Annotated in this window: 28 protein-coding genes; 23 read left to right on the forward strand and 5 right to left on the reverse strand. The window is 32.4% G+C overall.

Annotation, left to right across the window (positions count from 1 at the left end; all coding sequences use genetic code 11):
• Positions 1-174 precede the first annotated feature (174 nt).
• From ACQY44_RS05045 to ACQY44_RS05055, 3 genes are all read left to right on the forward strand, one after another.
• The gene (locus ACQY44_RS05045; protein WP_428229305.1) at positions 175-1227 is read left to right on the forward strand and encodes an NAD(P)-dependent alcohol dehydrogenase; all 1053 of its coding nucleotides are present in this window, start codon (positions 175-177) and stop codon (positions 1225-1227) included.
• Positions 1228-1448: 221 nt separating this feature from the next.
• Positions 1449-2321: a helix-turn-helix domain-containing protein gene (locus ACQY44_RS05050; RefSeq protein ID WP_428229614.1), complete on the forward strand. Its 873-nt coding sequence runs from the start codon at positions 1449-1451 to the stop codon at positions 2319-2321.
• A gap of 138 nt (positions 2322-2459) precedes the next feature.
• Positions 2460-3821 (forward strand): amidohydrolase, encoded by a 1362-nt coding sequence (locus ACQY44_RS05055; protein ID WP_428229306.1) that lies wholly within the window; start codon positions 2460-2462, stop codon positions 3819-3821.
• 370 nt (positions 3822-4191) lie between these two features.
• Here ACQY44_RS05055 and ACQY44_RS05060 read toward each other — a convergent pair whose 3' ends face one another.
• A complete protein-coding gene (locus ACQY44_RS05060; protein WP_428229307.1) occupies positions 4192-4782 on the reverse strand; it encodes a DUF4142 domain-containing protein in 591 nt (196 codons plus the stop codon).
• A 222-nt stretch (positions 4783-5004) separates the two neighbouring features.
• Here ACQY44_RS05060 and ACQY44_RS05065 point away from each other — a divergent pair, with 222 nt between their 5' ends.
• The 12 genes from ACQY44_RS05065 to ACQY44_RS05120 all read left to right on the forward strand — a co-directional run bounded on the left by ACQY44_RS05065 (position 5005) and on the right by ACQY44_RS05120 (position 15855).
• Positions 5005-6819: a type VI secretion system Vgr family protein gene (locus ACQY44_RS05065; RefSeq protein ID WP_428229308.1), complete on the forward strand. Its 1815-nt coding sequence runs from the start codon at positions 5005-5007 to the stop codon at positions 6817-6819.
• Positions 6820-6845: 26 nt separating this feature from the next.
• The gene (locus ACQY44_RS05070) at positions 6846-8360 is read left to right on the forward strand and encodes a hypothetical protein (RefSeq protein WP_428229309.1); all 1515 of its coding nucleotides are present in this window, start codon (positions 6846-6848) and stop codon (positions 8358-8360) included.
• A 4-nt stretch (positions 8361-8364) separates the two neighbouring features.
• Positions 8365-8940 (forward strand): hypothetical protein, encoded by a 576-nt coding sequence (locus ACQY44_RS05075; protein ID WP_428229310.1) that lies wholly within the window; start codon positions 8365-8367, stop codon positions 8938-8940.
• Between the two features lie 93 nt (positions 8941-9033).
• Positions 9034-9438, forward strand: coding sequence for a hypothetical protein (locus ACQY44_RS05080; protein ID WP_428229311.1), 405 nt, complete (start codon positions 9034-9036; stop codon positions 9436-9438).
• 4 nt (positions 9439-9442) lie between these two features.
• Positions 9443-10039, forward strand: a complete 597-nt coding sequence (locus ACQY44_RS05085) for a hypothetical protein (RefSeq protein ID WP_428229312.1) — start codon at positions 9443-9445, stop codon at positions 10037-10039.
• Positions 10040-10084: 45 nt separating this feature from the next.
• A complete protein-coding gene (locus ACQY44_RS05090) occupies positions 10085-10510 on the forward strand; it encodes a hypothetical protein (RefSeq protein WP_428229313.1) in 426 nt (141 codons plus the stop codon).
• A gap of 458 nt (positions 10511-10968) precedes the next feature.
• Positions 10969-11559 (forward strand): hypothetical protein, encoded by a 591-nt coding sequence (locus ACQY44_RS05095; protein WP_428229314.1) that lies wholly within the window; start codon positions 10969-10971, stop codon positions 11557-11559.
• Between the two features lie 328 nt (positions 11560-11887).
• Positions 11888-13390: a hypothetical protein gene (locus tag ACQY44_RS05100; protein ID WP_428229315.1), complete on the forward strand. Its 1503-nt coding sequence runs from the start codon at positions 11888-11890 to the stop codon at positions 13388-13390.
• Entirely contained in the window at positions 13387-13977 is a 591-nt protein-coding gene (locus ACQY44_RS05105; protein ID WP_428229316.1) for a hypothetical protein, read from the forward strand. Before ACQY44_RS05100 ends, ACQY44_RS05105 begins: the two co-directional genes overlap by 4 nt.
• Positions 13978-14047: 70 nt before the next feature.
• Positions 14048-14638 (forward strand): hypothetical protein, encoded by a 591-nt coding sequence (locus ACQY44_RS05110; protein ID WP_428229317.1) that lies wholly within the window; start codon positions 14048-14050, stop codon positions 14636-14638.
• A 37-nt stretch (positions 14639-14675) separates the two neighbouring features.
• On the forward strand, positions 14676-15083 hold the full coding sequence (locus ACQY44_RS05115) for a hypothetical protein (RefSeq protein WP_428229318.1): 408 nt from the start codon (positions 14676-14678) through the stop codon (positions 15081-15083).
• A 58-nt stretch (positions 15084-15141) separates the two neighbouring features.
• Positions 15142-15855, forward strand: coding sequence for a hypothetical protein (locus tag ACQY44_RS05120; RefSeq protein WP_428229319.1), 714 nt, complete (start codon positions 15142-15144; stop codon positions 15853-15855).
• 430 nt (positions 15856-16285) lie between these two features.
• On the opposite strand, the gene ACQY44_RS05125 is transcribed toward ACQY44_RS05120, so the two are convergent.
• Positions 16286-16519, reverse strand: a complete 234-nt coding sequence (locus ACQY44_RS05125; protein ID WP_428229320.1) for a hypothetical protein — start codon at positions 16517-16519, stop codon at positions 16286-16288.
• Positions 16520-16947: 428 nt separating this feature from the next.
• On the opposite strand from ACQY44_RS05125, the gene ACQY44_RS05130 reads away from it, so the two are divergent.
• The 4 genes from ACQY44_RS05130 to ACQY44_RS05145 all read left to right on the forward strand — a co-directional run bounded on the left by ACQY44_RS05130 (position 16948) and on the right by ACQY44_RS05145 (position 19427).
• Positions 16948-17187: a DUF7218 family protein gene (locus tag ACQY44_RS05130; RefSeq protein WP_428229321.1), complete on the forward strand. Its 240-nt coding sequence runs from the start codon at positions 16948-16950 to the stop codon at positions 17185-17187.
• Between the two features lie 148 nt (positions 17188-17335).
• Positions 17336-18421: a DNA topoisomerase IB gene (locus ACQY44_RS05135; protein ID WP_428229322.1), complete on the forward strand. Its 1086-nt coding sequence runs from the start codon at positions 17336-17338 to the stop codon at positions 18419-18421.
• 109 nt (positions 18422-18530) lie between these two features.
• Entirely contained in the window at positions 18531-18692 is a 162-nt protein-coding gene (locus tag ACQY44_RS05140) for a DUF1328 family protein (protein WP_083691381.1), read from the forward strand.
• Between the two features lie 87 nt (positions 18693-18779).
• Positions 18780-19427 carry a DUF5661 family protein gene (locus ACQY44_RS05145; RefSeq protein ID WP_428229323.1) on the forward strand — a complete coding sequence of 216 codons (648 nt, stop codon included), beginning with the start codon at positions 18780-18782 and terminating at the stop codon, positions 19425-19427.
• A 138-nt stretch (positions 19428-19565) separates the two neighbouring features.
• Here the strand turns inward: ACQY44_RS05145 and ACQY44_RS05150 are convergent, their stop codons facing one another.
• Together ACQY44_RS05150 and ACQY44_RS05155 are read right to left on the reverse strand one after the other, a co-directional pair.
• Entirely contained in the window at positions 19566-20078 is a 513-nt protein-coding gene (locus ACQY44_RS05150; RefSeq protein WP_428229324.1) for a hypothetical protein, read from the reverse strand.
• A 178-nt stretch (positions 20079-20256) separates the two neighbouring features.
• Positions 20257-20559 (reverse strand): hypothetical protein, encoded by a 303-nt coding sequence (locus tag ACQY44_RS05155; protein WP_428229325.1) that lies wholly within the window; start codon positions 20557-20559, stop codon positions 20257-20259.
• 204 nt (positions 20560-20763) lie between these two features.
• Here ACQY44_RS05155 and ACQY44_RS05160 point away from each other — a divergent pair, with 204 nt between their 5' ends.
• The 3 genes from ACQY44_RS05160 to ACQY44_RS05170 all read left to right on the forward strand — a co-directional run bounded on the left by ACQY44_RS05160 (position 20764) and on the right by ACQY44_RS05170 (position 22865).
• Positions 20764-21345 carry a ferritin-like domain-containing protein gene (locus ACQY44_RS05160; protein WP_428229326.1) on the forward strand — a complete coding sequence of 194 codons (582 nt, stop codon included), beginning with the start codon at positions 20764-20766 and terminating at the stop codon, positions 21343-21345.
• 78 nt (positions 21346-21423) lie between these two features.
• Positions 21424-22155: a DNA-formamidopyrimidine glycosylase family protein gene (locus ACQY44_RS05165; protein ID WP_428229327.1), complete on the forward strand. Its 732-nt coding sequence runs from the start codon at positions 21424-21426 to the stop codon at positions 22153-22155.
• Positions 22152-22865: a DUF72 domain-containing protein gene (locus ACQY44_RS05170; protein WP_428229328.1), complete on the forward strand. Its 714-nt coding sequence runs from the start codon at positions 22152-22154 to the stop codon at positions 22863-22865. Before ACQY44_RS05165 ends, ACQY44_RS05170 begins: the two co-directional genes overlap by 4 nt.
• A gap of 238 nt (positions 22866-23103) precedes the next feature.
• On the opposite strand, the gene ACQY44_RS05175 is transcribed toward ACQY44_RS05170, so the two are convergent.
• Positions 23104-23604 (reverse strand): pyridoxamine 5'-phosphate oxidase family protein, encoded by a 501-nt coding sequence (locus ACQY44_RS05175; protein WP_428229329.1) that lies wholly within the window; start codon positions 23602-23604, stop codon positions 23104-23106.
• 258 nt (positions 23605-23862) lie between these two features.
• On the opposite strand from ACQY44_RS05175, the gene ACQY44_RS05180 reads away from it, so the two are divergent.
• On the forward strand, positions 23863-24294 hold the full coding sequence (locus ACQY44_RS05180) for a response regulator (protein WP_428229330.1): 432 nt from the start codon (positions 23863-23865) through the stop codon (positions 24292-24294).

The raw sequence follows: 24294 nt of genomic DNA on the forward strand, positions 1-24294 counted from the left end.
GCTTCTAAGTTACTAAGTGTAAAAGCTTACAGCCTTACAGTCTTAAAAAAGAAAACTTTGCGACTCTGCGTCTTTACGAGAATTTTTCGTGGTATTTTCAAAACCTGGCACGAGGCTTTAGCCGAATTGGCGAAGCAAACAAATAAAACCTGAAACTTTAAACAAAAAAATCAAATGGAAACAAAAAACATAAAAGCCTTTGGTACAGAAGCTGCCGAAGCACCTTTGCAAACATTAGACATTCAGCGTAGAGGAGTCTTAGCGCATGATGTAGAGATCGAAATTTTATATTGCGGAATTTGCCACTCAGATTTGCACTCTGCCAGAAACGAATGGCACGGAACGACTTACCCAATAGTTCCCGGACATGAAATTGTAGGTCGCGTAACTAAAGTAGGTGATCATGTAAAAGGTTTCAAAGTTGGCGATTTAGCAGGAGTAGGCTGTATGGTTGATTCTTGCAGAGAATGTGAGCATTGTAAAAACGATTTGGAGCAATTTTGTGATGAAGGAAGCACCTTAACATTCAATTCTCCGGACATTCATTTAGGCGGACAAACTTTTGGAGGGTATTCTCAAAGTATTGTAGTCGATGAAAATTATGTATTGCATATTTCAGACAAACTAGATCTTGCGGGAGTTGCCCCTTTATTGTGTGCAGGAATCACGACTTATTCTCCGTTAAAACACTGGAATGTTGGTCCCGGACAAAAAGTGGGAATCGTTGGTATTGGTGGTTTAGGACATATGGGCATCAAATTAGCGAAAGCAATGGGCGCTCATGTGGTAGTTTTTACCACTTCATTGTCTAAAACCGAAGACGCAAAACGTTTGGGTGCAGATGAAGTTGTTTTATCTACAGATCCGGAACAAATGGCGAAACACGCTAAAACACTAAACTTTATCTTAGATTGTGTATCGGCGGAACATAATATAGATTCGTACCTGAATTTACTTAAAGTAGACGGAACCCTGACTTTGGTTGGTGCGCCAATGGAACCGCTTCCGGTAACGTCTTTCAGTCTTATATTAGGAAGAAGAAGTTTTGCCGGTTCTGCGATTGGCGGAATTGCCGAAACTCAGGAAATGCTTGACTTTTGTGCAGAACATAATATTACTGCCGATATTGAAATCATTAGCGTTAATGAAGTAAACGATGCTTACGAAAGGTTACTTAAAGGAGATATAAAATACCGTTTTGTAATTGATATGGCTTCTTTAAAGTAGCTAAGTGATTAACGCTCTGAGTTGCTAAGTTTTTTAGGGCAGGTTCAAAGGTTCAGAGGTATTAGAATTAAAACTTTGCGCATTTACTCCCGATAACTATCGGGATTGCGCGAGCTAAAAAACAAGCATAAAGAAAACTTAAAAAGGTTTGACTTGAAAATAGTCAGACCTTTTTTTATTCTTTTAAAAACTTTATAGCATTTAATTCTATAATTTTGAAAGTGCATAATCAACGGCATTTTCTTTTGGCTACACATTCGATTCCTATTTTATCTGTTGGCAATATACTTGGAGAAGAAACTTTGGGTATTACCTTATTTCGCCATAGCGTAAAAGGTAGAAACGAATTCGAGCAGCCCCATAAACACGATTTTTACCTTGTATTTTTTGTCGAGAAAGGTTCAGGTGTGCACAATGTCGATTTTACACAATATACAGTAGGCGATTATCAGGTTTATTTTATCAGACCGGGACAAGTGCACAACTGGTCGCTTAATATTGATACTTCCGGATTTCAGTTGATGCTTTCGCCGGACGTAATTACTATTTTTTCGAATTTATCCCAATTTCCGTTTTTTGAGCAAAGTGTTCCGTCTTGTCTTTCTTTGATTAAAGAAGAATTTGAGGAATTTAAAAATCATTTGCATGAAATAGAATTAGTGTTACCTGATAACGATATACTTGCCAAAGAAATAGTTTTACTGCGTTTGCATTTACTGCTTAAGCTCTTGCAAAAACAATATCTGATTCAATTTCCCGAGCATGATTTTTCGACCAGACCTGAAAAAATGATCAAAAAATTTCATGTCTTAATCGATGAGTATTTTAAAGAAGAGTCTTCAGTTAATTTTTATGCCGATAAATTAAATATTACCCCAAACTATCTCAATATTCTTTCACAGAAATACTTAAAAATGCCGGCAAGCGATGTTATAAAACAAAGAACCATTCTCGAAGCAAAACGTTTATTAACGAGTACTGATTTGTCGATCAAAGAAATAGCGTATCAACTTGGTTTTAGTGATAATACCTATTTCAGCAAGGTATTTAAAAAATATGCAGGAAAAAATCCGGGCAATTTCAAAAAGTTATAATTTCTACCATCCTTATCCGTAATATTACCGTTATCAGTTTTAGTTTATAACGATTTTTGCAATGCAATAATTGCTATTAATTAGTAGCGTGTTATTGTAAAACCGTATAACAAACTCAAGAAATATAAAATATAATTTATGGAAGAGCATAAAATAAGCAGAAAAAGATTCTTAGGATTAGGAGCTGCAGCCACCGGTGCAGCACTATTTTCAGGAATTGGAGGAAATGCAGTTGCGCAAGTATTGCCAGAAGAAAATAAAACAGCTTTGAACGAATATCTTTTAATTAATGTACGATTAGAAGATGGTTTCGAATACAATGAGAAAAACGAAGTCATCGCTACAAAAACAGCTTTGTACAATTTGCATATCGCCAATGGTAAAATTAAAAGCATTACGACAGGAAAGCCGGCTTTGAAATTGAAAACAGTTGATGCCAAGGGATTTTTGATGCTTCCGGGATTACGAGATATGCACATTCATATTGATAAAACCTATTATGGAAGCGGAACCTGGAATGCAGCGCCAAGAAAAGGATATACGGTAAAAGACATGATTACGCTGGAGCAAAAGTTAATTCCGCAATTATTACCGGATTCTCAGCATAAAGCCGAAGAAGCCATTAAACTGATGCAAAGCCAGGGAAGTTATTTTGCGCGTTGCCAATGCAATATCGATCCTGTAAGCGGATTAAAAAGTTTAGAGCATTTACAGGCTGCATTAGATAAAAATAAAGATAGTTTTGGTTGGGAAATTGTAGCTTTTCCGCAGCACGGAATTTTATATTCGCAATCAGAATCATTATTAAGAGAAGCGGCTTCGATGGGAATTGATTTCATAGGCGGACTTGACCCAACAAATGTCGATGGCAATATGGAGAAATCACTTGATACCATGTTTCAAATTGCAATTGATACTAATAAAGGTATAGACATCCATTTGCATGAATCGCCTCCGTCAGGAAAATCAGCGATTGAATATATCATTAAAAAAACCGAAGAAAACAAACAACTTCAAGGAAAGACTTATATCAGCCACGGTTTTGCGCTTGCTAAAATGGACCCAAAAGATCTGGAAAAAATAGCCGAGCAAATGGGAAATCTGGGAATAGGAGTAGTGTCAGGAATTCCGATTGGGAAAACCATAATGCCAATTCCAACCCTGAAAAAATATGGCGTAAAACTCATGACAGGAACGGATAGTATTGTCGATCACTGGCAGCCTTTTGGTACTTGTGATATGCTTGAAAAAGCTAAACTATGCGCACAACTTTATGGCTGGACAGATGAATATAATTTAAGTCGTGCCCTTCATATTGCAACAAAAGATGAAATCTTACCCCTTAACGATTCAGGAACCCGTGTTTGGCCCGCAGTAGATAACGAAGCGAATTTTATTCTGGTAAAAGCAAGCTGTTCTGCCGAAGCTGTAGCACGTTTGCCTAAAAGAGAAGGCGTTTTTTATAAAGGAACAAAGATTGCTGGAACAATAGGTTCATAGGTTCAAAGTTACAAAGTTACAAAGTTACAAAGTTACAAAGTTACAAAGGTTCAAAGGTTCAAAGGTTCAAAGGTTCAAAGGTTCAAAGGTTCAAAGGTTCAAAGGAAAAAAGGTTAAATTAGTTGTCTTAAAAATCATTTATAAGGAATTTCATCAAGCGGTTCCGTAGGAACAAAACATATTGTAGGGATGGATTTTAATCCATCTTACATAGTTTGATAATAGATTAGAACCTAAAAGACGCACAGCAATGCATTTACAAAAAACTTTGTCCCTTTGCAACTCTGAGCCTTTGCAACTAAAAAATAAACCCCTTAAGCAATTCAACTCTTAAGGGGTTTTGAAAATAAATAATAATAACCAATTAAATTTATTTCTTTTTATCTAAGTCTTGTTTTAGCAATTTTGCATGCTCCAAATGAGCTGTTAGCGGTGCTATATTATTTGATGCCCAAAGCTTAACATCTTCATCTTTTGCATCTTTAGTTGCTTTTTGCAACTTATCAATCGCTTTTTCGTGTCCGTCGATCATCATATCAGCGAACTTTTTATCAAAGTCAAGACCAGATTTTTCATTCAGTTTTTTATATTCCTCTTGACCTTCTTCGGTAAGCGAAGTAGGTAAAGTGAAGTTTTTAGCTTTAGCTAAAGCACTAACTTCAGAAGCCGATTTGGTATGCTCATCAACAAGCATTTTTCCAAATTTCTTTACCTCAGGATTGGTACTTTTTGTTTGCGCCAGTTTTCCGATTTCGATTTCAGCAAGATTCACTTCTGCGATATCTACTAAAAATTCAGAATCATCTTTTTTATCTGCAATAGAGTCAAATTTGGCGTCATTACTATCTTCAGCAACTTCTTTTGGATCTTCTTGTTTCGTTTCGTTTTTACAAGAGTTAAGGGACATTAATAATAATCCTGCTCCTAGAATTGCTTTTCCTGTTAATAGTAGTTTTTTCATGATGTAATAGTTTAAATGTTATAATGTAAAATTATCAAGATTGTGTGAAGAATGTCTTACAGTATTTTGAGATAATGTTACAGGATTTGGATATTGTACTTTAAATGAGAAATACCTTATTCTATTAGTAAAAAGACTTTTGATGGCGCTTTAAAAAAATATTTTTCGGTTGCTTTACCAATAAAGTTTATCAGCCAAAAAATAATTCTTAATAAAATAACCATGTCAAAATTCTCAGAACAAGTTCATATTACTATTGACGGATTTACACAAACAATTGTGTATTATGATTTAAAGCTTTCACAAGCGATGATGGATCATCATCATTTTTCATTTGTGTGGCAATACACCGGAAAAGCAATTATTAAACCTGCCGATCAGGCAGCTGCTCTTCGAAATTATAAAGGACTGGAAGTAATTTTTACTTTTAAAAGCCAAAATGGTGGTATTAGACTTATGTCTAAAGGCATCATTACACAACTTGAATCTATCGATGTAAACGGCAGCCCGGTTGGCTTGCATGTAAAAGGAGTAAGCCACACCATTTTGCTGAAAGACCAGAAAAAATCAAGAACTTTTTTAGATCGAAGTTTACACGAAATAGCAGTTAGCATATTTTCTGAAGAAACTGCCGGAGAGTTTTTTCAAATAGATGCTATTAAGCCCACCAACACAAAATATTTCGACTGCAAAACACAATACAACGAAACGAGTTTTGATTTTTTAAAACGTCTTTCAGCCCGCCACGGACAATGGTTTTATTTTGACGGAATGCGCATGCAGTTTGGACAGACAAAAACGAGCAAGGTAAAATTAATAAACGGATCTTCTTTGCATGAATTTAGAATACAAACCAATCTGGTATCACATAAAACTTCTTTTGCTGGTTATGATTATAATAATGTGAGCAATATCAGAGCATCAGCACTTAAGACAAATCTAGGAAGTTCAGACAGTTTTTCAAGAATAGTAGGCAACAGACAGGTTTCAGTATCACAACCTGACTTAAGCACAGCAGCTTATACCAATCAGGCACAAAATTCATCTGAAATTGATGAAATGGTACAATTACAAACAGCCGGTCGGGATGCGAATAGTGTATTTTATACTGGAGTTTCTTATTGTCCCATTGGTGTGGGACAGATTTTTACTATTCAGAATCAAACTGTAGAGCATGAACTTATTGCTATCGAGGTCATACACCATTCAAAAGTTCACGGAAATTATAGCTGTGAGTTCAAAGCTATTCCTGCTGATGTGGCTGCGCCTCATTATACCAATGTAGAGAAATTCAGAAAAGCCAAAAGTCAGTCTGCAAAAGTGTATGATAATAACGATCCGGAAGGTTTAGGGCGTGTAAGAGTTGAATTTTACTGGGGTGCAGGAGGACGCGTAAGCGAATGGATGCGTGTAACACAACAATACTCAGGCTCAGGCAGAGGGGCGTATTGCAGACCGGAAATTGGCGATGAAGTACTGGTTGATTTTGAAGGCGGAAATGTAGATCGACCTTATGTTGCTGCATCACATTATAACGGAAATGCAAAACCGGAATTCTTTGATCCCAAAAATATGATTAAAGCGATAAGAATGCGCTTTGGGCAATTGCTTAAATTCATCGAGAAAGTAGGTATTATACTTTCTGACCCAAGTGGAAATAAAATTCATCTTGATGAAGTAAATAAAAGTATAAATGTGACTACTCCTGAAACTTTTACGATAAGAGCTAAAAATATTATTCTTGAGGCTTCAGAGAGTATTACGTTTAGAGCCGGGGCCAATATTTCTGAAAGTGCTACTTTTGATAAAACTACAATTGTTGGCGGAGTTTTAAATACAAGTATTGGCGGAGACAAAATGTTGCATGTTGTGGGAGACAGTCATGAAAATATTGAGGGTGATTTTAATTCAGAAGTCAAAAAAGATAAAAATGATCTTGTTGCCGGAAAAAGTATTGCTCAAAGTGAAAAGGGACATGAATTTCATGCAGACAATACTATAAAAAATAATAGTAATGAAGGCACAAGACAAAATTAAACAGACTAAAATATAAAACCTGAGCAATGACAAAAACTAGACGTGTAGGCGGAAACTCAACCATTATTGTAAGAGGAACTACAAGACTTTTTGCTAAAGAAATAGAAATTAACTCAAACGGGCGCATTGATTATTATGCGCCTGAATACAGCTATGGAGAACCTGAACCAAGACCAGTACTCGAAAAACCTCAAATTGCTTTTTCAGGCTGGTGGAGCCCGGATTATGAAGGAATAAGCAACATCCCAGAACAAGATTCCAATTGGCCAAAAGCCTATTTGGAAGAAACGGTTTATTTTCAATTAAATGTAAGCGATAGTATCCCAGTTGGAACAAGCATAACCTTTCAGCTTTGGGATAAAAATACTCCTTTTAAAGACCTGACCATCTTTGATAATCCAGAATTTGACGGAAAAATGGTTTTCAAAACCGCTATGGTTAGAGAAGTAAACGGACAACACAGAATCACAATAGAACTGTATTTGAACCCAAAATGGCATATTGATATAAAAGAAGATGAAAAAGGAAGCATTAACAGTTGTCTTGAATTTTATTGGACTTGGAAATATCATAATACTTACTGGAAATCTAATAACAACATACTTGATGTATATCGTTCTAAAACTACTTTGTTTATAAAACCTGCCTATGAAGGATATAATTTTCCTGAAATCAGAACTTCTGATGGAGATATTGTTGTTTTTTCAAAAGGTATTGGGCTTGAACATGAACCATCTAAGGAACTAGAAAATCAATTAAATACTATTGCTGATAACATAAAAAGTGAACTTTATGGAGATGTCCGCGAAGCAATGATGAAATACAGCGACAATATGCGACATACAATTGCTGTAAGACAATTGAAAAGAGGACATTTAGTCAATAATATGGGTAAAATAGAATTTAGCCGTAAAATATATACTAAACCTGTTTACGACAACAGCGGTGAACTTTATGAGGTTACAAAGGCAGGAAATTTTGGCTATAGAAAAGATGGAAAACTAGTAACAACAAAAGGAATAAGCCAATTAGATTATTTTAAAGAAGTAGGCACATTCAATACCATTGCCAAAGCCTCTAAAGAATTATTAAGAATATTTGATTTTGCATCAGATGTAATAAGTTTTACAATGGATGAAAACCCAAAAACAATTATGACAGGTTTTGCACCTTTAGATTTTCTTGTAGCAATGGTTTCGCCAAGTATCACAGAATCTATTATAGCATCTTGGGATAGTCCCGTCTACGAATTGGCAGAAAAGGCTAAAGATCGAGGGATAAAAGGAATTAATGATTTCATGTTATTAACAAGTAGTGGAAAAGAACAAAGATATGGATATAATATTTTAGATATAAATCAAATGGTCTTAAACAAATTATTAGCAGGTGAAATAAAAACTATTGAGCAACTAAGAGAATTAAAATACACTGAAAAACAAAGTAAGCCTTCTACAATCTATACGCTTTTTTATACTGAAGTTTACGACCAAGATTTAGAGAAATATATTACAACAATTGATTCTATAATCATTAACAGTTAATTATATGAAATTTTACTCCATAATTATATTGTTTATTATTTCAGCTTGCCAAAGTAAAGATAATACAATATTAAAATCCTTGATAAGCACAGAAAATGTATTTATAAAAAGTGATTATAAATATTCTAAAGACAGTCTAATCTTAGATATTCCAATAGAGTATAGAATAATAAATAATGCATCCAAAGAGATCGATAAATCTACTATTTATATGATCCATAATGGTAAAATTTTAAAAGATTTAGACGATTTTATAGTTTTTGATAAAAATCAATATCATTTGGATAAAATTTTAAATCTTAAAACTGTAATTAAGCCCGAAGGTCATTTGGATATAATTATTAGAACAAATTATATATATATACACAAAAAAGAAGCAAATAAAATTTTTGCAAAATATAAAATAGACGAAAATCTTATTAAAATTAAAAATTCGGTTAAAATTATAAGTTTTGATAAATTTAGAAAAGAAAATCCAGAATTAATGATTCAACTTACTAATTATCATGATTCGATTGTTGTAGCAAATTATTATAAAGGAATAATACTTTTTACAAATCAAAAAAATATTATCTGGTGAATTAAAATATTATAAAAAAAAGTCTCTAACGATTGAGAAATATTTTTAACTCTTAGCATATTATAAGTTTTAAATGAAAACCCAAAAACAATTATGACTGGTTTTGCACCTTTAGATTTTCTTGTAGCGATGGTTTCGCCAAGTATCACAGAATCTATTATAGCATCTTGGGATAGTCCCGTCTACGAATTGGCAGAAAAAGCAAAAGATAAGGGAATTCGTGGGATCAATAAATTTTTACAAAGCAGTGGAGGAAAAGAAAAAAGATATGATTTTGCTATAACTAATATAACTCAAGAAACGCTTAAGAAACTTTTAAAAGGGAAATTTAAAACTTTAGAAGAGTTAAAATTAAATGAAGAAAAATTACGAACAAATATTGACTCTTATGAATATCAATCAAAATTAATTTACACTCTTTTTCACTATATAAAACCAGGTGAAATAAATGAACAGGATTCTATATTGATTGATACTATTTTTATAAACAAAAACTAAAATTATGAAGAAACTAATGATTTTTATTTTTTTGACATTAATCTCTTGTAATGTAAAGGAACCAATTTCTATAAAAGAGCTTATTTCTGATGAAATAGTTACAATTAGACCAGATTATCAAAAATCAGAGATAAAAAAAGATAGTGTACCTATAACTATTCCTATAGAATTTGAAATAACTGCTAATACAGAAAATCTTAGAAATTTGGGTTTATATTTTATTTCAATTAACAATCAACGTTTACTCGATGATATTAATGATTATCAAACTTACTATAAGGATAACAAAACGGAAAGGATTTTTTTTGCATTAAATAAAGATGACCTAGTAACTCAAAAAAAATTTCATATTATAATAAAAATAAGAACTCAAATGATTTCAAGGGAAGTTGCTGAAACAATACTAAAAAAATATAATATCAATAAATCATTTGAAAATTTAAAATTTAGAGATACTATAAAATTAATTGGATATAATCAATTCCGAAAAGATAATCCTGATATCGTTGAAGACTTTCGAAGGGTTAGCGATTCAATAGTTTTTAGTATGTCATTAAAAGGGGGTGAAAGAGTTCACATAAGTAAAAAAATTAATTGGTAACAATTAGGAATATTTGATTCTGCATCAGAGGTAATAAGTTTTGCAATGGATGAAAACCCAAAAACAATTATGACTGGTTTTGCCCCTTTAGATTTTCTTGTAGCGATGGTTTCACCAAGTATCACAGAATCTATTATAGCATCTTGGGATAGTCCCGTCTACGAATTAGTAGAAAAGGCTAAAAATAAAGGGATTAGAGGGATTAATGATTTTTTGCAAACTAGTGGAGGAATGGATGAAAGATATCTTTTTTCTCTTACTAAAGTAACACAAGAAATATTAGATAAATTATTTAAAGGTCAATATAAAACTCTAAAAGAATTAAGAGATGATCAAGCGAAAACTAGAGTAATTACTGACCCATATACATATCAAAGCAATTTAAATTATACACTCTTTCATTATGAAAAGGAACAACAAGATAGAGAAGAAAAAATAATTTTAATAGATTCCATTTTTGTAAACCAATAATTTTATGCACATGAACAAAAAACTTATTTGTCTGTTGATTATTTTATTACTAATATCTTGTAAAAAAGAAGAATCCATTTTGATAAAACAGATATCTACCAATGAAATGGCTACAATTAATTTAGATTATCAATATGCTGAAACAAAAGATAGCATCTGTCTAACTATCCCGCTCCACGAAGTGTTCGCAATTGCTGTGCGAAGTCTCCTGACTTCGTACCCGTTGCTATATTCCGTTCCAATTTTATTTATTGATTCTCTTTGCGGATTATTGGAGTGCGTACGAAGTCGGGAGACTTCGCACAGCGAGGGAAAATAGAAGATTTACAAAACTTACAAAGAGAAAACAATAATCTTTCATCTTCTTATATACTTTTTTATTATAAACAAAAACAAAAAGATAGAGATGAAGAAGTAACAATACTAGATTGTATATTTATTAATTTATAAACAATAAAATGAGAAAAATAATTTTCTTAGCCCTGATAATTTGTACTTTAAATTCTTGTAAAAGATCCGAATACATTAATATAAAACAAATTATTTCTGATCAAATTGTTACTATTACTCCGAATCTAAAAAAAATAGATGTAAAAGATAGTGTTTCAATTAATATTCCAATAGAGTTTGAAATAGAAACATATGATTCCTCCTTAGAATCGATTGATTTGTACTACGTAATTAATCGAAAAAATTTAATGCAAATTTCAGAATTTGAAATGTTTACTAATAATGATAAAAATAAGCCAATAAACAGTTTAAAGTCTTATTTATCTGTTGAAAAACCGCTTAGGATTATTTTAAGGGAAAAAAATCATTTAATATCGAAGAATTATGCTAGAGAATTATTAAAAAAATATAATATAAATCACTCGCTAGAAAATTTAAAATTAGGTGATACAATAAAATTAATTTCTTATAATCAATTTAGAAAAGAGAATCCTTTACTTTTAAACGAACTCAGAAAAATTGGAGACACTATAATTATTACTACTAGAAAAAAAGGCGAGGAAATTTATAAACCAAAAAAAATAAAAATTAATTGGTAAAAATCTCAATCAGATATAATAAGTTTTGTAATGGATGAAAACCCAAAAACAATTATGACTGGTTTCGCACCTTTAGATTTTGTTGTAGCAATCGTTTCGCCAAGTATCACAGAATCTATTATAGCATCTTGGGATAGTCCCCCGCTCCACGAAGTGTTCGCAATTGCTGTGCGAAGTCTCCTGACTTCGTACCCGTTGCTATATTCCGTTCCAATTTTATTTATTGATTCTCTTTGCGGATTATTGGAGTGCATACGAAGTCGGGAGACTTCGCACAGCAGGGAGGCACAAGACAAAATTAAACAGACTAAAATATAAAACCTGAGCAATGACAAAAACAAGACGAGTAGGCGGAAACTCAACCATTATTGTAAGAGGAACTACAAGACTTTTTGCTAAAGAAATAGAAATTAACTCAAACGGGCGCATTGATTATTATGCGCCTGAATACAGCTATGGAGAACCTGAACCAAGACCAGTACTCGAAAAATCTCAAATTGCTTTTTCAGGCTGGTGGAGCCCGGATTTTGAAGGAATGAGAAACTTAGAAAGTGATCATAGAGGATCTAAATCATCTTTAGGAAAAACAGTTTATTTTCAGTTGACAGTGAGTAACAACATTCCTTTAGGGACACCTATAACATTTCAGCTTTGGGATAAAGACACCCTAATGTTTTTGGATTTTTTAGTTCCTGATGATTATAAATTTGGTGGTAAAAAAGTATATCGAACAGCAACTGTAAGAGAAGTTAACGGAAAACATAGAATAACCATTGAATTATTTTTAAACCCAAACTGGAACAGTGATTTAATATCTGACCTGGGTTATTTTAAAGATGGCTGCTTAGATTTTTATTGGACATGGAAATACAATAATGCCAATTGGACTTCTAATACAAATTTACTTAGTGTTTATCCTTCTGAGACTACATTGTATATAAAGCCAGCAATTAATGATCCCAGATATGGGCTTCCGGAAATATATTCTAATAATGGTTCTATTATTTTATATGCTATTGATAAACTGCCTGATGGAACAGTGAAGAAATTCTCGATGATTAAACTTCGAACAATAACAACTTTCAAATTTCAAGCCGATATTAATAAATTTAAAAGAGAAATTTATAAGGAAGCTATTAATTTAGACACTAATAAATTAGAAGCAGCCAGTTATGCCGTCGAAGAAGTAGCTACATTTTTTAAAACCAATAAAAATGCTTCACAAATGTATATTGATGAAGCTATTACTGAAATACCAATTGACGGGCGAGGACAAGTTGCAGTAAAGAATTTAGGAATTAAAACTGTAAAATTTGCCAAAGAAGCGGCTAAATATTATGGGCAATTTGAAGTTATAAAAGAAATGAAAGAAATGATACCAGTGTTAAGCAGTAATGAAAAGTTTAATATGCCGTCCTTATCAACTTTTATTGGTTTTATACCTCAATTAGAAGTTTTTGCTTTTGGTGTAGAAGTAATTGGATGGATGGTAAAAGGATCTCTCAAAGAAGCAGAGGAAGTTGTAGAAGAAAGTTTATGGGCAGACTGGCAGAATGCTAAATCAAAAGGATTGAAAGATGCTCTTAAATTTGTAGACAGCCCTTGGGCAGTACGCAATATGTTTGATAGTTTATTTGTTGGCAAATCAGTTTTAGATCGTCTCTTAAAAGGTGAATTTAAATCACTTACTGAATTAAGAAATTGTAATGCAGAGAATTTTAATCAAGATAAAATGTATGTTATAATTTTTTATGAAGTAAAAGATGAAACTTCTAAGCTTGGCCTTACTTTAGTAGATTCAATATTCATTAAGCAAGAACAATATTTATGAAAAAGCAGATTTTATTTTGGGCAATAATCTTTTTAATGTTTGATTGCAAGCCTATCAACAAGCTATATTTTAAGGAAGTACTATCTGAAAAGAATATTTTTTTTACAAAAATTCGCGGTTCTAAAGAAAAGGATAGTGTTAATATGAATATACCAATTGAATTTAAATTAAATTTAAATTCTTCAAAAATTCGTAAAGTAGGACTGTATTGCAAAATAAACAAAAAAAGATTAACACAAATTGAGGAATTTTCAATTTTTAATGCCGAAAATGATAGGATTATTTATGCCATTGAGGATTTAAATTATCACACGTATCCAAAAAAAATATTTATTTCACATTATCAACATATTTCAAAAAAACAAGCTGAAATGTTATTAAATAAATACAACCCTTCAGCTTCTATTAATGATATAAAAACAGGTCGTGATACAATAAATCTAGTTTCTTACAAAAAATATATAATAGACAATCCCAATTTTATAAAAAAAATGAGAAAACATCCTGATTCCCTTATTTTAAGTATTGGCTTTTTTAAGGGAGAAACAAAAATTATTAGAGAGGAAATTAAATGGTTAGATAAATAATTTCGATAAGGATTTTATGTTTAGAAAAGATGGTAAAATAGATTCTATTTTTATAAATCACTAAAAAAAAATGAAAAAAAAAATCATCTATTACTATATACTAACATTATTCGCCTCGTGTAATCACAATAAACCTATAATAGTTAAACAAAATATTTCTAATGAATTAGTAACACTATTCAAAAATGTAAAAAATGGTCCAAATAAAAATGATAGTTTATCAATAACTATTCCTACTGAATTTGAAATAACATTAAACTCATCAAAAGTCAGAGGGCTCAGTTTATATTACATTTTAAATAAAAGACGATTAACAGATGATTTTTTTGAATATCAGGTTTATAACAAAAATAATAAAATCAAACCTATTTATTCATTTGATTCATATTTACAAGAAAAGTCAATAACTATTATAATCAAAGAAAGAAATCATTTAATATCAAAATATGATGCCAATGCATTATTAAAAAAATACAATATCAAACAATCTGTGAATAATTTAAAATTTGGAGATACAATTAAGTTGATACCCTTTAATCAATTAATAAAAGAAAATAAAAAAATACTTAGTGAATTAAACAAGGTAAATGATTCTCTCTTTTTTAGAGTTACTTTGAATAAGGGAAAAGTTTTAATTATAAAGCAAAAAATTAATTGGTAGATATAACACAAATGACATACATAAAAAAAAGTTTAATATGCCGTCGTTATCAACTTTTGTTGGTTTTATAATTCAATTAGAAGTTTTTGCTTTTGGTGTCGAAGTAATTGGATGGATGGTAAAAGGATCTCTTAAAGAAGCGGAGGAAGTTGTAGAAGAAAGTTTTTGGGCTGATTGGCAAAATGCTAAAGGGAAAGGATTGAAATATGCTCAGAATTTTATGCAGAGTTCTTGGGCAACAGATAAAGAATTTAGTTTTTTTTATGCAAGCAAAGAAATGTTGGGTAATCTTTTAAAAGGAAAATTTAAAACAATTGATGAATTTACAAAATTAAATAATATGGATCAAAATGATAAAAGTTATGTTGTGATTACTTATAATATGCCTGACGAATCTACTAAGAAAATTTTCACGATAGTAGATAGTGTTTTTATTAATATTTAAAAACATTTATGTTATTTATTTTGCTCCTTATAAAGTTTAAAAAAAATAAAAGTTTCCAATGAAAAGAAAAATATTTTTAATCGCAATGTTATCTCTAGTGTTTATGTATGTAGCCTATTTCTATTTTCAGAATTCAATTACTGTTTATAATGATAGAGAATATAATTATGATTGTAAAAAAATGCCTTTTGGCGACAGTTTAATGATTTATATACCGTATAAAATAACAATTTCAAACAATAGATTTCGATTAATTGATATAGAAAGAATAGATGACGAAAATTATGCAAGAAGCTCAGATCTTTATAGAAATTTAATTTTTAATAATGATGGGATTGAAATTACAAATAGTTTTGAAAGAGATTCTGAAATTAATTATTTAAAATATAAATATAGAAAAACAATCTTTCCACTTACAAAACGGACTTTCTATTATTTTAAAGGTGTTCCAATTAAACACATCATCCAAAATAAAGACTTTGATTTGATTTACAAACAATGCAGTAATTTGAAAACAACTTATAATATCAAAATAAGTAAAAAAACTATAGATAGTCTTTATGAAGCTAATTATAAAAAAAGATTTAATATAAATTTTGGTAATTCAGTACATGATTTTATGCCCGAATATATAATGGCAAAAATCAATGATAAAAAACAAAAACAAGTAAGAATTATTGATTCAGTGAAATACTTGAAAAAGCAAGAACAAATAGATTATTTACTTAAAGTCGGAAGAACTAATATTAAAGTTTTGCTAAACGATTTTTAAACAAAAAACGGAAGAAATAAAAGATTTCCACTCCCCTCAACGAAGTCTTCTCGTTAACAAAAAAATACTCTTAAAAGTGATGCGCTGTGCGAAGTCTCCCGACTTCGTACCCGTTGCTATATTCTGTTCCAATTTTATTTATTGATTCTCTTTGCGGATTATTGGAGTGCGTACGAAGTCGGGAGACTTCGCACAGCGAGAATCTATAATCTCGCTCCACGAAGTGTTCGCAATTGCTGTGCGAAGTCTCCCGACTTCGTACCCGTTGCTATATTCCGTTCCAATTTTATTTATTGATTCTCTTTGCGGATTATTGGAGTGCATACGAAGTCGGGAAACTTCGCACAGCGAGGGCCTGTAACTCAATAAAAAAAGCCTCGATTCTTTAAAATCAAGGCTTTTTCGTTTTTATTAAATCTAATATAGAATTTTACTCTTCATCCAGATAAGGATTTAAAATCTCAGCTAATTCGTTCAGCCAATAAAAACTGTTTTCTAATCTGTTTGCTTCCTGCTGAAGGGTTTCGTCTTCCCTAATAATTCCTAAAGCCATGACATAATTTACTTGTCTTAGTGCTTTAGCCATCTCATTTGGTGCGATAGTCGTGTTGAAGAAATTCACTAGCCTGGTTTCGGCTTCTTTCGAAAGGGTGTTTGTACTCATAATGTGAAGATTTAAGAATAAAAACCCTTATGCGTTAGCAGTCTTACGCTTCTTCACGGCGTCAAAGCCCTTTCGGAACTTTACTACATGGCATAAGGGCAATTTAATTTTGTTCTTAATGTGAAGATTTAAGAACCGCAAATATAGTAAAAACCATTTCTCCTTTATAATAACTTTCTTATGAAATGGGGTGTCTAGCCCTGATGGGAGGGAAAATCCTTTTTCTTGCTCCTTTAGCAAGGAAAAGATTGGAAGGACAGCAGGAAATAGCTCCTAAAAAAAGAATACTTAATAATTTCTTCTAAACTTATCGGATAGAGATAATTATGAAAATATATCACAGAATTGTATAACGACTAATTCCTGCTTTTTGAGGAATTTTGGTATAATAAATTTCCAAATCTATTAACCTCAAAAATTTTTCAGTCATGCCAGATGCAAGAATTCAAAACGAAAAACAATATCAAGCACTTTTAGAAATAGGATATAGTAAAGAAAAAGCAGCCCGAATTGCGAATACACCTGATGCAGGTGAAAAGGGCGGAAGAGCAAAACCTTATGATGAATGGACGAAAGAAGAATTATACCAACAAGCCAGAAAAGTGGGGATTCCGGGACGTTCTTACATGAGCAAAAAGAATCTTGTACAGGCATTACGAAATAATTAAACGCTACCTACGGTTTAATCATGTTGAAATAATAGCTAAATCAATATTTAAAATAATAAATGCCGCAGATGAGAAAGATGGACGGAATATATCGGAAAAAATCTTTTTAATCTTTTAATCTGTGGCACTATAAATAAACCAAAAAACCATGAATGCAGCTGCAAAAACCGAAAAACTAATGAATCAATTGATCAAAACACCGCATTTGGTGATTGATAAATTAGATTTAGTTTATGTAAACAATCAAAAGTTGCCTATCGAACGATGCAAATGCGATGATGGTTTTGTATATAAAAAGAACGGACGTTGCATTAAGCAAAAAAGCGAACTGAAACGCTTTAGCAGTTTGGTACTTCCGCCTGCGTGGGTCAATGTTCAGATTTCGGATTTACCAAACGGTCATTTGCAAGCCGTGGGTTTAGACGATAAAAACCGAAAACAATACCGTTATCATCCTAAATGGAATTTGATTCGCAATCAGACCAAATTTTATAAAATAGCCGAATTTGGAACCAAATTGCCTTTGATCAGAAAAAAAGTCGATGAAGATCTGGAAAAGAAAGAATGGTCGAAAGAAAAAGTAGTTGCCCTGGTGATTCGCTTAATGGAAGAAACCCATATTAGGATTGGAAATGAAAAATATGCCAAAGACAATAAATCTTACGGACTTTCGACTTTGCGAAAACGCCATATCAACATTAATAAAAATACGCTTCGATTTGAATTTACAGGAAAAAAAGGGGTTCAGCATACGATTACAACCCGAAATAAAAAATTAATAAAACTGGTGAGTCGTTGTGAAGAAATCCCGGGCTGGGAAGTTTTTAAATACTATGATAAAAACGGCGAAAGAAAAGTACTCGACAGTCACATGGTCAACGAATATTTGCATGAAATTTCAGGAGAATATTTCAGCGCCAAAGATTTTAGAACCTGGGCAGCATCGATTGTGTTTTTTGAAACCTTGATGGAAATTGGAACAACAACTGACGAAAAAGAAATCAAGAAGAACATCTTATCTGCTTTTGATACCACGGCCGAAGCTTTGGGAAATACGAGAAATGTCTGCAGGAATTATTATGTTCATCCTTTGTTGGTTTCGACTTACGAAGACGGTTCGATTCAGCAGTATTTCGACAGGGCAAAAAAATGCCGAAGTACTAAAGAACATTTTTCGCATAGCGAAATTGCTTTTTCAGAATTAATACAAAACTATCAGATCAATTTATTGTAAATCAGGTTTGATCGTGCTAACAAAATAATGTTTAGAGTTAATACATCTCTTTAAAAAGTATGAAATTTGAGTAACAAACAAAATCATTATCAACTAAAATCACAAGCTTATGTTACGTTATACAGTCATTTTTATTATTCTTGCGATCATCGCCGGAATATTTGGTTTTGGTGGAATTGCCGCCGGAGCTGCAAGTATCGCTAAAGTTTTATTCTTCATATTTTTAGTATTATTCGTTATATCTCTAATTAGCGGAAGAAAAAGTATTTAGTCAGCAAATAAATAACAATTAAAAAACGACACATATATCTCGGTAAATGTGTCGTTTCATTTTAGAAAAAATTAAAAAAAAAGAATTATGGGAACTAAAAGCGGTGCTTACCAGGACGTTTACATCAAAAGAAACGATACAATGGTAAGTTTAAAAAACGATGTGACAGATTTCTGTGAAAAATATATAAAACCTGTGCATCCTGAAAATTGGGATTGGTCGACGCGCGATTTCGAAAACCCTGAAAATGATCCGTCAGTTGCAGAAGCAAGAGCGATTGCAAATGTTGTTTTTAACGATTTAAACGATCAAAAAGAAACTGACGTTGATTTGTCTACCATGAACAATGTTGAATCGATTAAGGCCTATCTGAATCCAAAAAGCAAATACGAAGCTTTTAATATGGAGGAATTTGCTTTTGCGCTAAAAGTCGAACTTGAACACGGAAAAATTAAAGATGTAAATGTAACCAACAATCACCCGTTTCTGACAGCGATGATCGCTTTGGCACACATGACCGAAAGTCTGACGTATTACAAAAGATTGAAAGTGATGGAAGCGGAAGGGGAAATTTACGAAATCATGCGTAAAATCGAACAGGTTATTACAGGAAAAGACAAGTTGTTTAAAGAGCTTATTAAAGCCGAAGAAGAACTAAAAGAAGCAAGGGCAGGATTAGCAGAGCGTTTAGAAAAAATGGATGATATCCCGGTTCTGGAAATTATTGGGGATTAGTTTTTTTTGAGGTTCAAAGGTTCAAAGGTACAAAGGTTTTTTTTAGGCTTATAGTAAAGTGACAAAGGTTCAAAGAGAGCAAGAGACAAAGTATTTAAACTTTGAACCTTTGCTACTTTGAACCTTTGTTACTTTTTTTTAAAACTTTCTCGGATCATTGTCCGGATATCTGTCATTGTCTTCTTCCTGGACATCGTCTTCGATATATTCTTCTTCCTCTTCGTCATCATCAATATCGTCAAGATCGTCTTCGGTTTCATTAAAATCTTCGTCTTCTCTTTCCAGAGATGCATCAGACGGATTATCCAGCTCATCATTTACATCATCGACATTTTTGCCATTTTGGTCCAATTCTTCTTCGTATAAATCGTCGCTGTCGTGTTTTAGGTCCTTTTTGTCGTGAAAATCATCCGTCAGGTCTTCTTCATCATCTGTAAGCTCATCAGGGTTTGGCTTGTCCGGATTATGCCCGTTTCTAACAGTGTAACCACGTTCAGCGATTTCTCTGTTGTCATCATCACTTTCTTTCATATCATCGATATCATACAATTCTTCGTTCATAAGTGTATTTCGATCGTTCGTATTTGTATTCTGATTTCTGGGATCTCTATTCCCTTTTATCACGCTGTTATTTTGATTTGTAGTATTCATGACGTTTCGTTTTTAATATTACTATACACAAATCTAGTTACGAAACCCATGGATTGTATTATAGAATTATGAGATGTAATTGCATAATTAACAGATGATTATGTTTGGCTTGCATACAGACATAAAAAAGACCGTTACGCGAATAACAGTCTTTATTGTATTTATAATTTTAGAAATATTAATTGTCGTTTCTTTCTAAATCGTCATCATCAAAATGATCTTCGTCTTCGATATGTTCTTCTTCATCAAGATCATCAGCATCAATAATCTCAAATTCCTCATCCGGGTTATTGGTGATGTAGTCATCTTCATTTACTACCTGTTCTTCGTTTGGGATATTTTCGTTTCTGATGATATTGTCTTTTTTAAGAAGGTTATCAATAGCTTTATCAATTAATATCGCTGCATCAATGTCTAAATGTCCTCTTTGATATTTTTGTTGAAAATAAAGTTCTGCTTGCTGATAAGTATGATTTTCCATTATAGTATGTTTTTAATAGTATGTTTTATAAAATATTGATACTACAAATCTATTCCTCAATGCAAAATTATGTCTTACAGAATTCTAAAATCTAATTTCATAATATACAGGTGCTTAGAATACAATTTTAATTTATAATAATATAACTGCTCTGATAATCAAGATGGTAATTTTATCAAATATTAATCACATAAAATTATTACCATGAAAACTACAGATAGTAAAAAAGAAGCCACTACCAGTAAAAAAGAAGTAACAGCCAAAAAAGGAGTAACAAAAGCAAAGTCAAATGCCGCATCCGGATTGACAGAATTATTTGAAGATGGATTAAAAGACATTTACTGGGCAGAAAAGGCTTTGACTAAGGCAATACCTACCATGACCAAAAATGCAACGTCAGAAGAGCTAATAGATGCTTTAAACAGTCATTTGACCGAAACGGAAGAACATGTTGCGCGATTAGAGAAAATTTTTGCACTAATTGGTCAAAAAGCGACGGCTAAAAAATGCGATGCAATGGCCGGTTTAATCGAAGAAGGGAAAGGAATTATTGAAGAAACCGAAGTTGGGGTTGTACGTGATGCAGGTATTATCGCGGCAGCACAAAAAATAGAACATTACGAGATTGCTACCTACGGAACTTTAAGACAATTTGCTGAAACACTTGGTTTGGCTGAAGCTGCTACGATTTTAGAGCAAACGCTTGATGAAGAAAAGGGAGCCGATAAGAAACTAACAGAAGTGGCGGTAAATGCTGTAAACCTTGAAGCTGCAGAAGCAGATTAAGTAAAAAAAAAACAATATCATAAAAAGTGCGACTGTCCGGTTGCACTTTTTTAGTTTATAAATTTAAAAATTGATAACATGCCAGAAGGTCCGTCATTAATGATTTTAAAAGAAGAAGTGCAGCAATTTGCAGGACAAAAAGTAATTGAAGTTGCAGGAAATAGTGCTATTGATATACAGCGTCTCAAAGACAAAACAATTCTTGATTTTAAGACCTGGGGAAAACATTTCTTAATTTGTTTTGATGATTTTACTATCAAAATTCATTTGCTCATGTTTGGAACGTATCGGATCAACGAACAGAAAGAAGCGACACCAAGATTAAGCATGATTTTTTCTAACGGAGAACTTAACTTTTATACCTGCTCTGTAAAAATTTTAGAAGGGGATATTAATGGTTATTATGATTGGAGCGAAGATGTGATGAATGAAAAATGGGATCCCAAAAAAGCCAAAAAGAGTTTGGATAAAAATCCGGATGAAATGATTTGTGATGCGATTCTGGATCAGGATATTTTTTCAGGAGTAGGGAACATTATAAAAAATGAAGTTTTGTACCGATGCCGAATTCATCCCGAATCCTTGGTCGGGAAAATTCCGCCAAAAGATTTAAAGAATATTATCAATGAATGTTCGGTTTATAGTTTTGAATTTCTGGACTGGAAGAAAAACTATGAATTAAAAAAACATTGGCTGGCTTACACCAAAAGTGTTTGTCTTCGGTGCGATCTTCCCATTCACAAAAAGCATACAGGGAAGAGAAATCGCAGAAGTTTTTTTTGTACCAACTGTCAAAAACTACACATATGAAAAATCAGGCTTTAATAGGTTGCTCAAGTTTCAATAATCGCTTTTGGAGGGGGATTTTCTACCCTGACAACTTGTCACAGTCTAAGTGGTTTGAGTTTTATTACCAGTACTTTAACACGTATGAGTTCAACGGAAGCTTTTATAAGTTTCCGACGGTCAGAATATTTGGGAATTGGTATGATAAAACGCCCGAAAATTTTATTTTTTCTGTAAAAGCACCAAAAGAAATCACGCATTTTAAGAAATTTGTGGATTGTGAAGACCGCATAAAAGAGTTTTATGAAGTCTGTGAAACAGGTCTAAAAGAGAAATTAGGATGTGTTTTGTTTCAATTCCCGCCCAGTTATCAGTTTAGCACTGAAAAACTCGCTCAAATCATCCGTAATTTAGATTTAAAGTTCCAAAATGTGGTTGAATTTCGTCACGAAAGTTGGTGGAACCAAGAAGTGTGGAATGCTTTTCGGGAGCACAATATTACGTTTTGCAGCGTCAGTCATCCGCAATTACCGGATACAATTTTTACAGATTTTCCGCTAATTTTCATCCGGCTTCACGGAAAACCAAAGATGTTTTACTCGAGTTATTCACCTGAAGAATTGCTTTATATAAAAGATGTAATAGGTTTAAAATCAGCGTTTGTGTATTTTAATAATACCGCAAGTGAAGCCGGAATTCTGAATGCTCTGGAGTTAAAACATATGTTGGAATGATGTATGTACGATTTAACCGCAAAGAGTGCTGAGATTTACGCAATGCCTGCTAACAGTATAAAAAAGTTAGCCACAGATTAAAGGATTATATAGATTTTAAAATCCTTTTAATCCTGTAATCTGTGGCTAAAAACTTTGCGGTAAAAAAAAACAAACCCGCTAAGAAATAATTCTTAGCGGGCATTGCGTAAATCTCAGCACTCTTTGCGATTATATTATCATTTACGTTTAAACTAAACTACAATTTCAAGTTACCTTCAATTCCGTCATCCATTGTTTTTCCGGTAACAAACGCAGTGGCCATTTTAGCGATAGCTACCATTTTTCCGTTTTTGTTGTTCCAGTAATAACCGTCTTCAGGAACCACTTTTATGACGCTTAAATTCGGATCGTCTTCGCCTTCCGGCATCCAGACTTTTACAATAGGATCCCATAATTCTTTGATCGTTTCTCTGTCGTAAGAGATGGTTGCGGTTCCGTGCAAGGTTAGGAATTTATCGTGTGGTTCAGAGAAAAACAGCTCGACTTGAGGGTTAAGGGTGATTTCTGCATTTTGACTGCTGTTTCTGTCTGATAAGAACCAAAGCTGGCCTAAATCATCGATTTTCTGAACTGACATTGGACGTGATTGTAGCCTGTATTCGTTATAGGTACAAAACATACAGGTCTTTATATTTTCTGCAAGATCTTTTATTTTATCTACAGCAAATTCATTCGTAAGGTCTTTATGATCTCCCATGGTTTTTGTTTTTTATAATTTATAAATAATTTATTCTTGTTAAGGTTCTCATTTAGTGAGTGATACAAGGATTAGTTTCGTTAAAAACTTGATACTTACAAAATTGCCGTTTTTATATCTTTTGAGCTTACATAATTCGATTTAAAAATTATGAGATTTCAATTACTAAATTTTTTAATGATAAATTCAAAGCGATTGATTTATCTATAAATTTGGTTATCTTTGATCAAGAAAATACCCAATTTACAAAAATACCACATGAGTGACTTTACTATATTTTACACAGATGATGATGAAGATGATTTGAGCATTTTTACCGATGCAGTAGAATCATTACCTAAAAAAGTAAAGCTTCAGACCTATTCTGGCGGAGAGAAATTATTGAATGCCATTTATAATCCGCCGCCAACACCACACGTTGTTTTTCTAGATTTGAATATGCCGGGTAAAAACGGGTTTGATGTTTTGACAGAACTTAGAAATTCTGAGATAAAAAATAATATTCCGGTGATTATTTTCTCGACTTCAAACGAGCCGAGTATAATAGAAAGATGCCGTACTTTAGGCGCTAATTACTTTATAACAAAGCCAGTTTTGATGAAAGATATTATACAATCTATCAATCATGCCCTTGAAATCGATTGGAAGAAATTCATTCCAACCGATAAAAACTTCGTTTATAAAGTATAA

Source organism: Flavobacterium sp., assembly GCF_965277525.1.
Lineage (GTDB): Bacteria > Bacteroidota > Bacteroidia > Flavobacteriales > Flavobacteriaceae > Flavobacterium.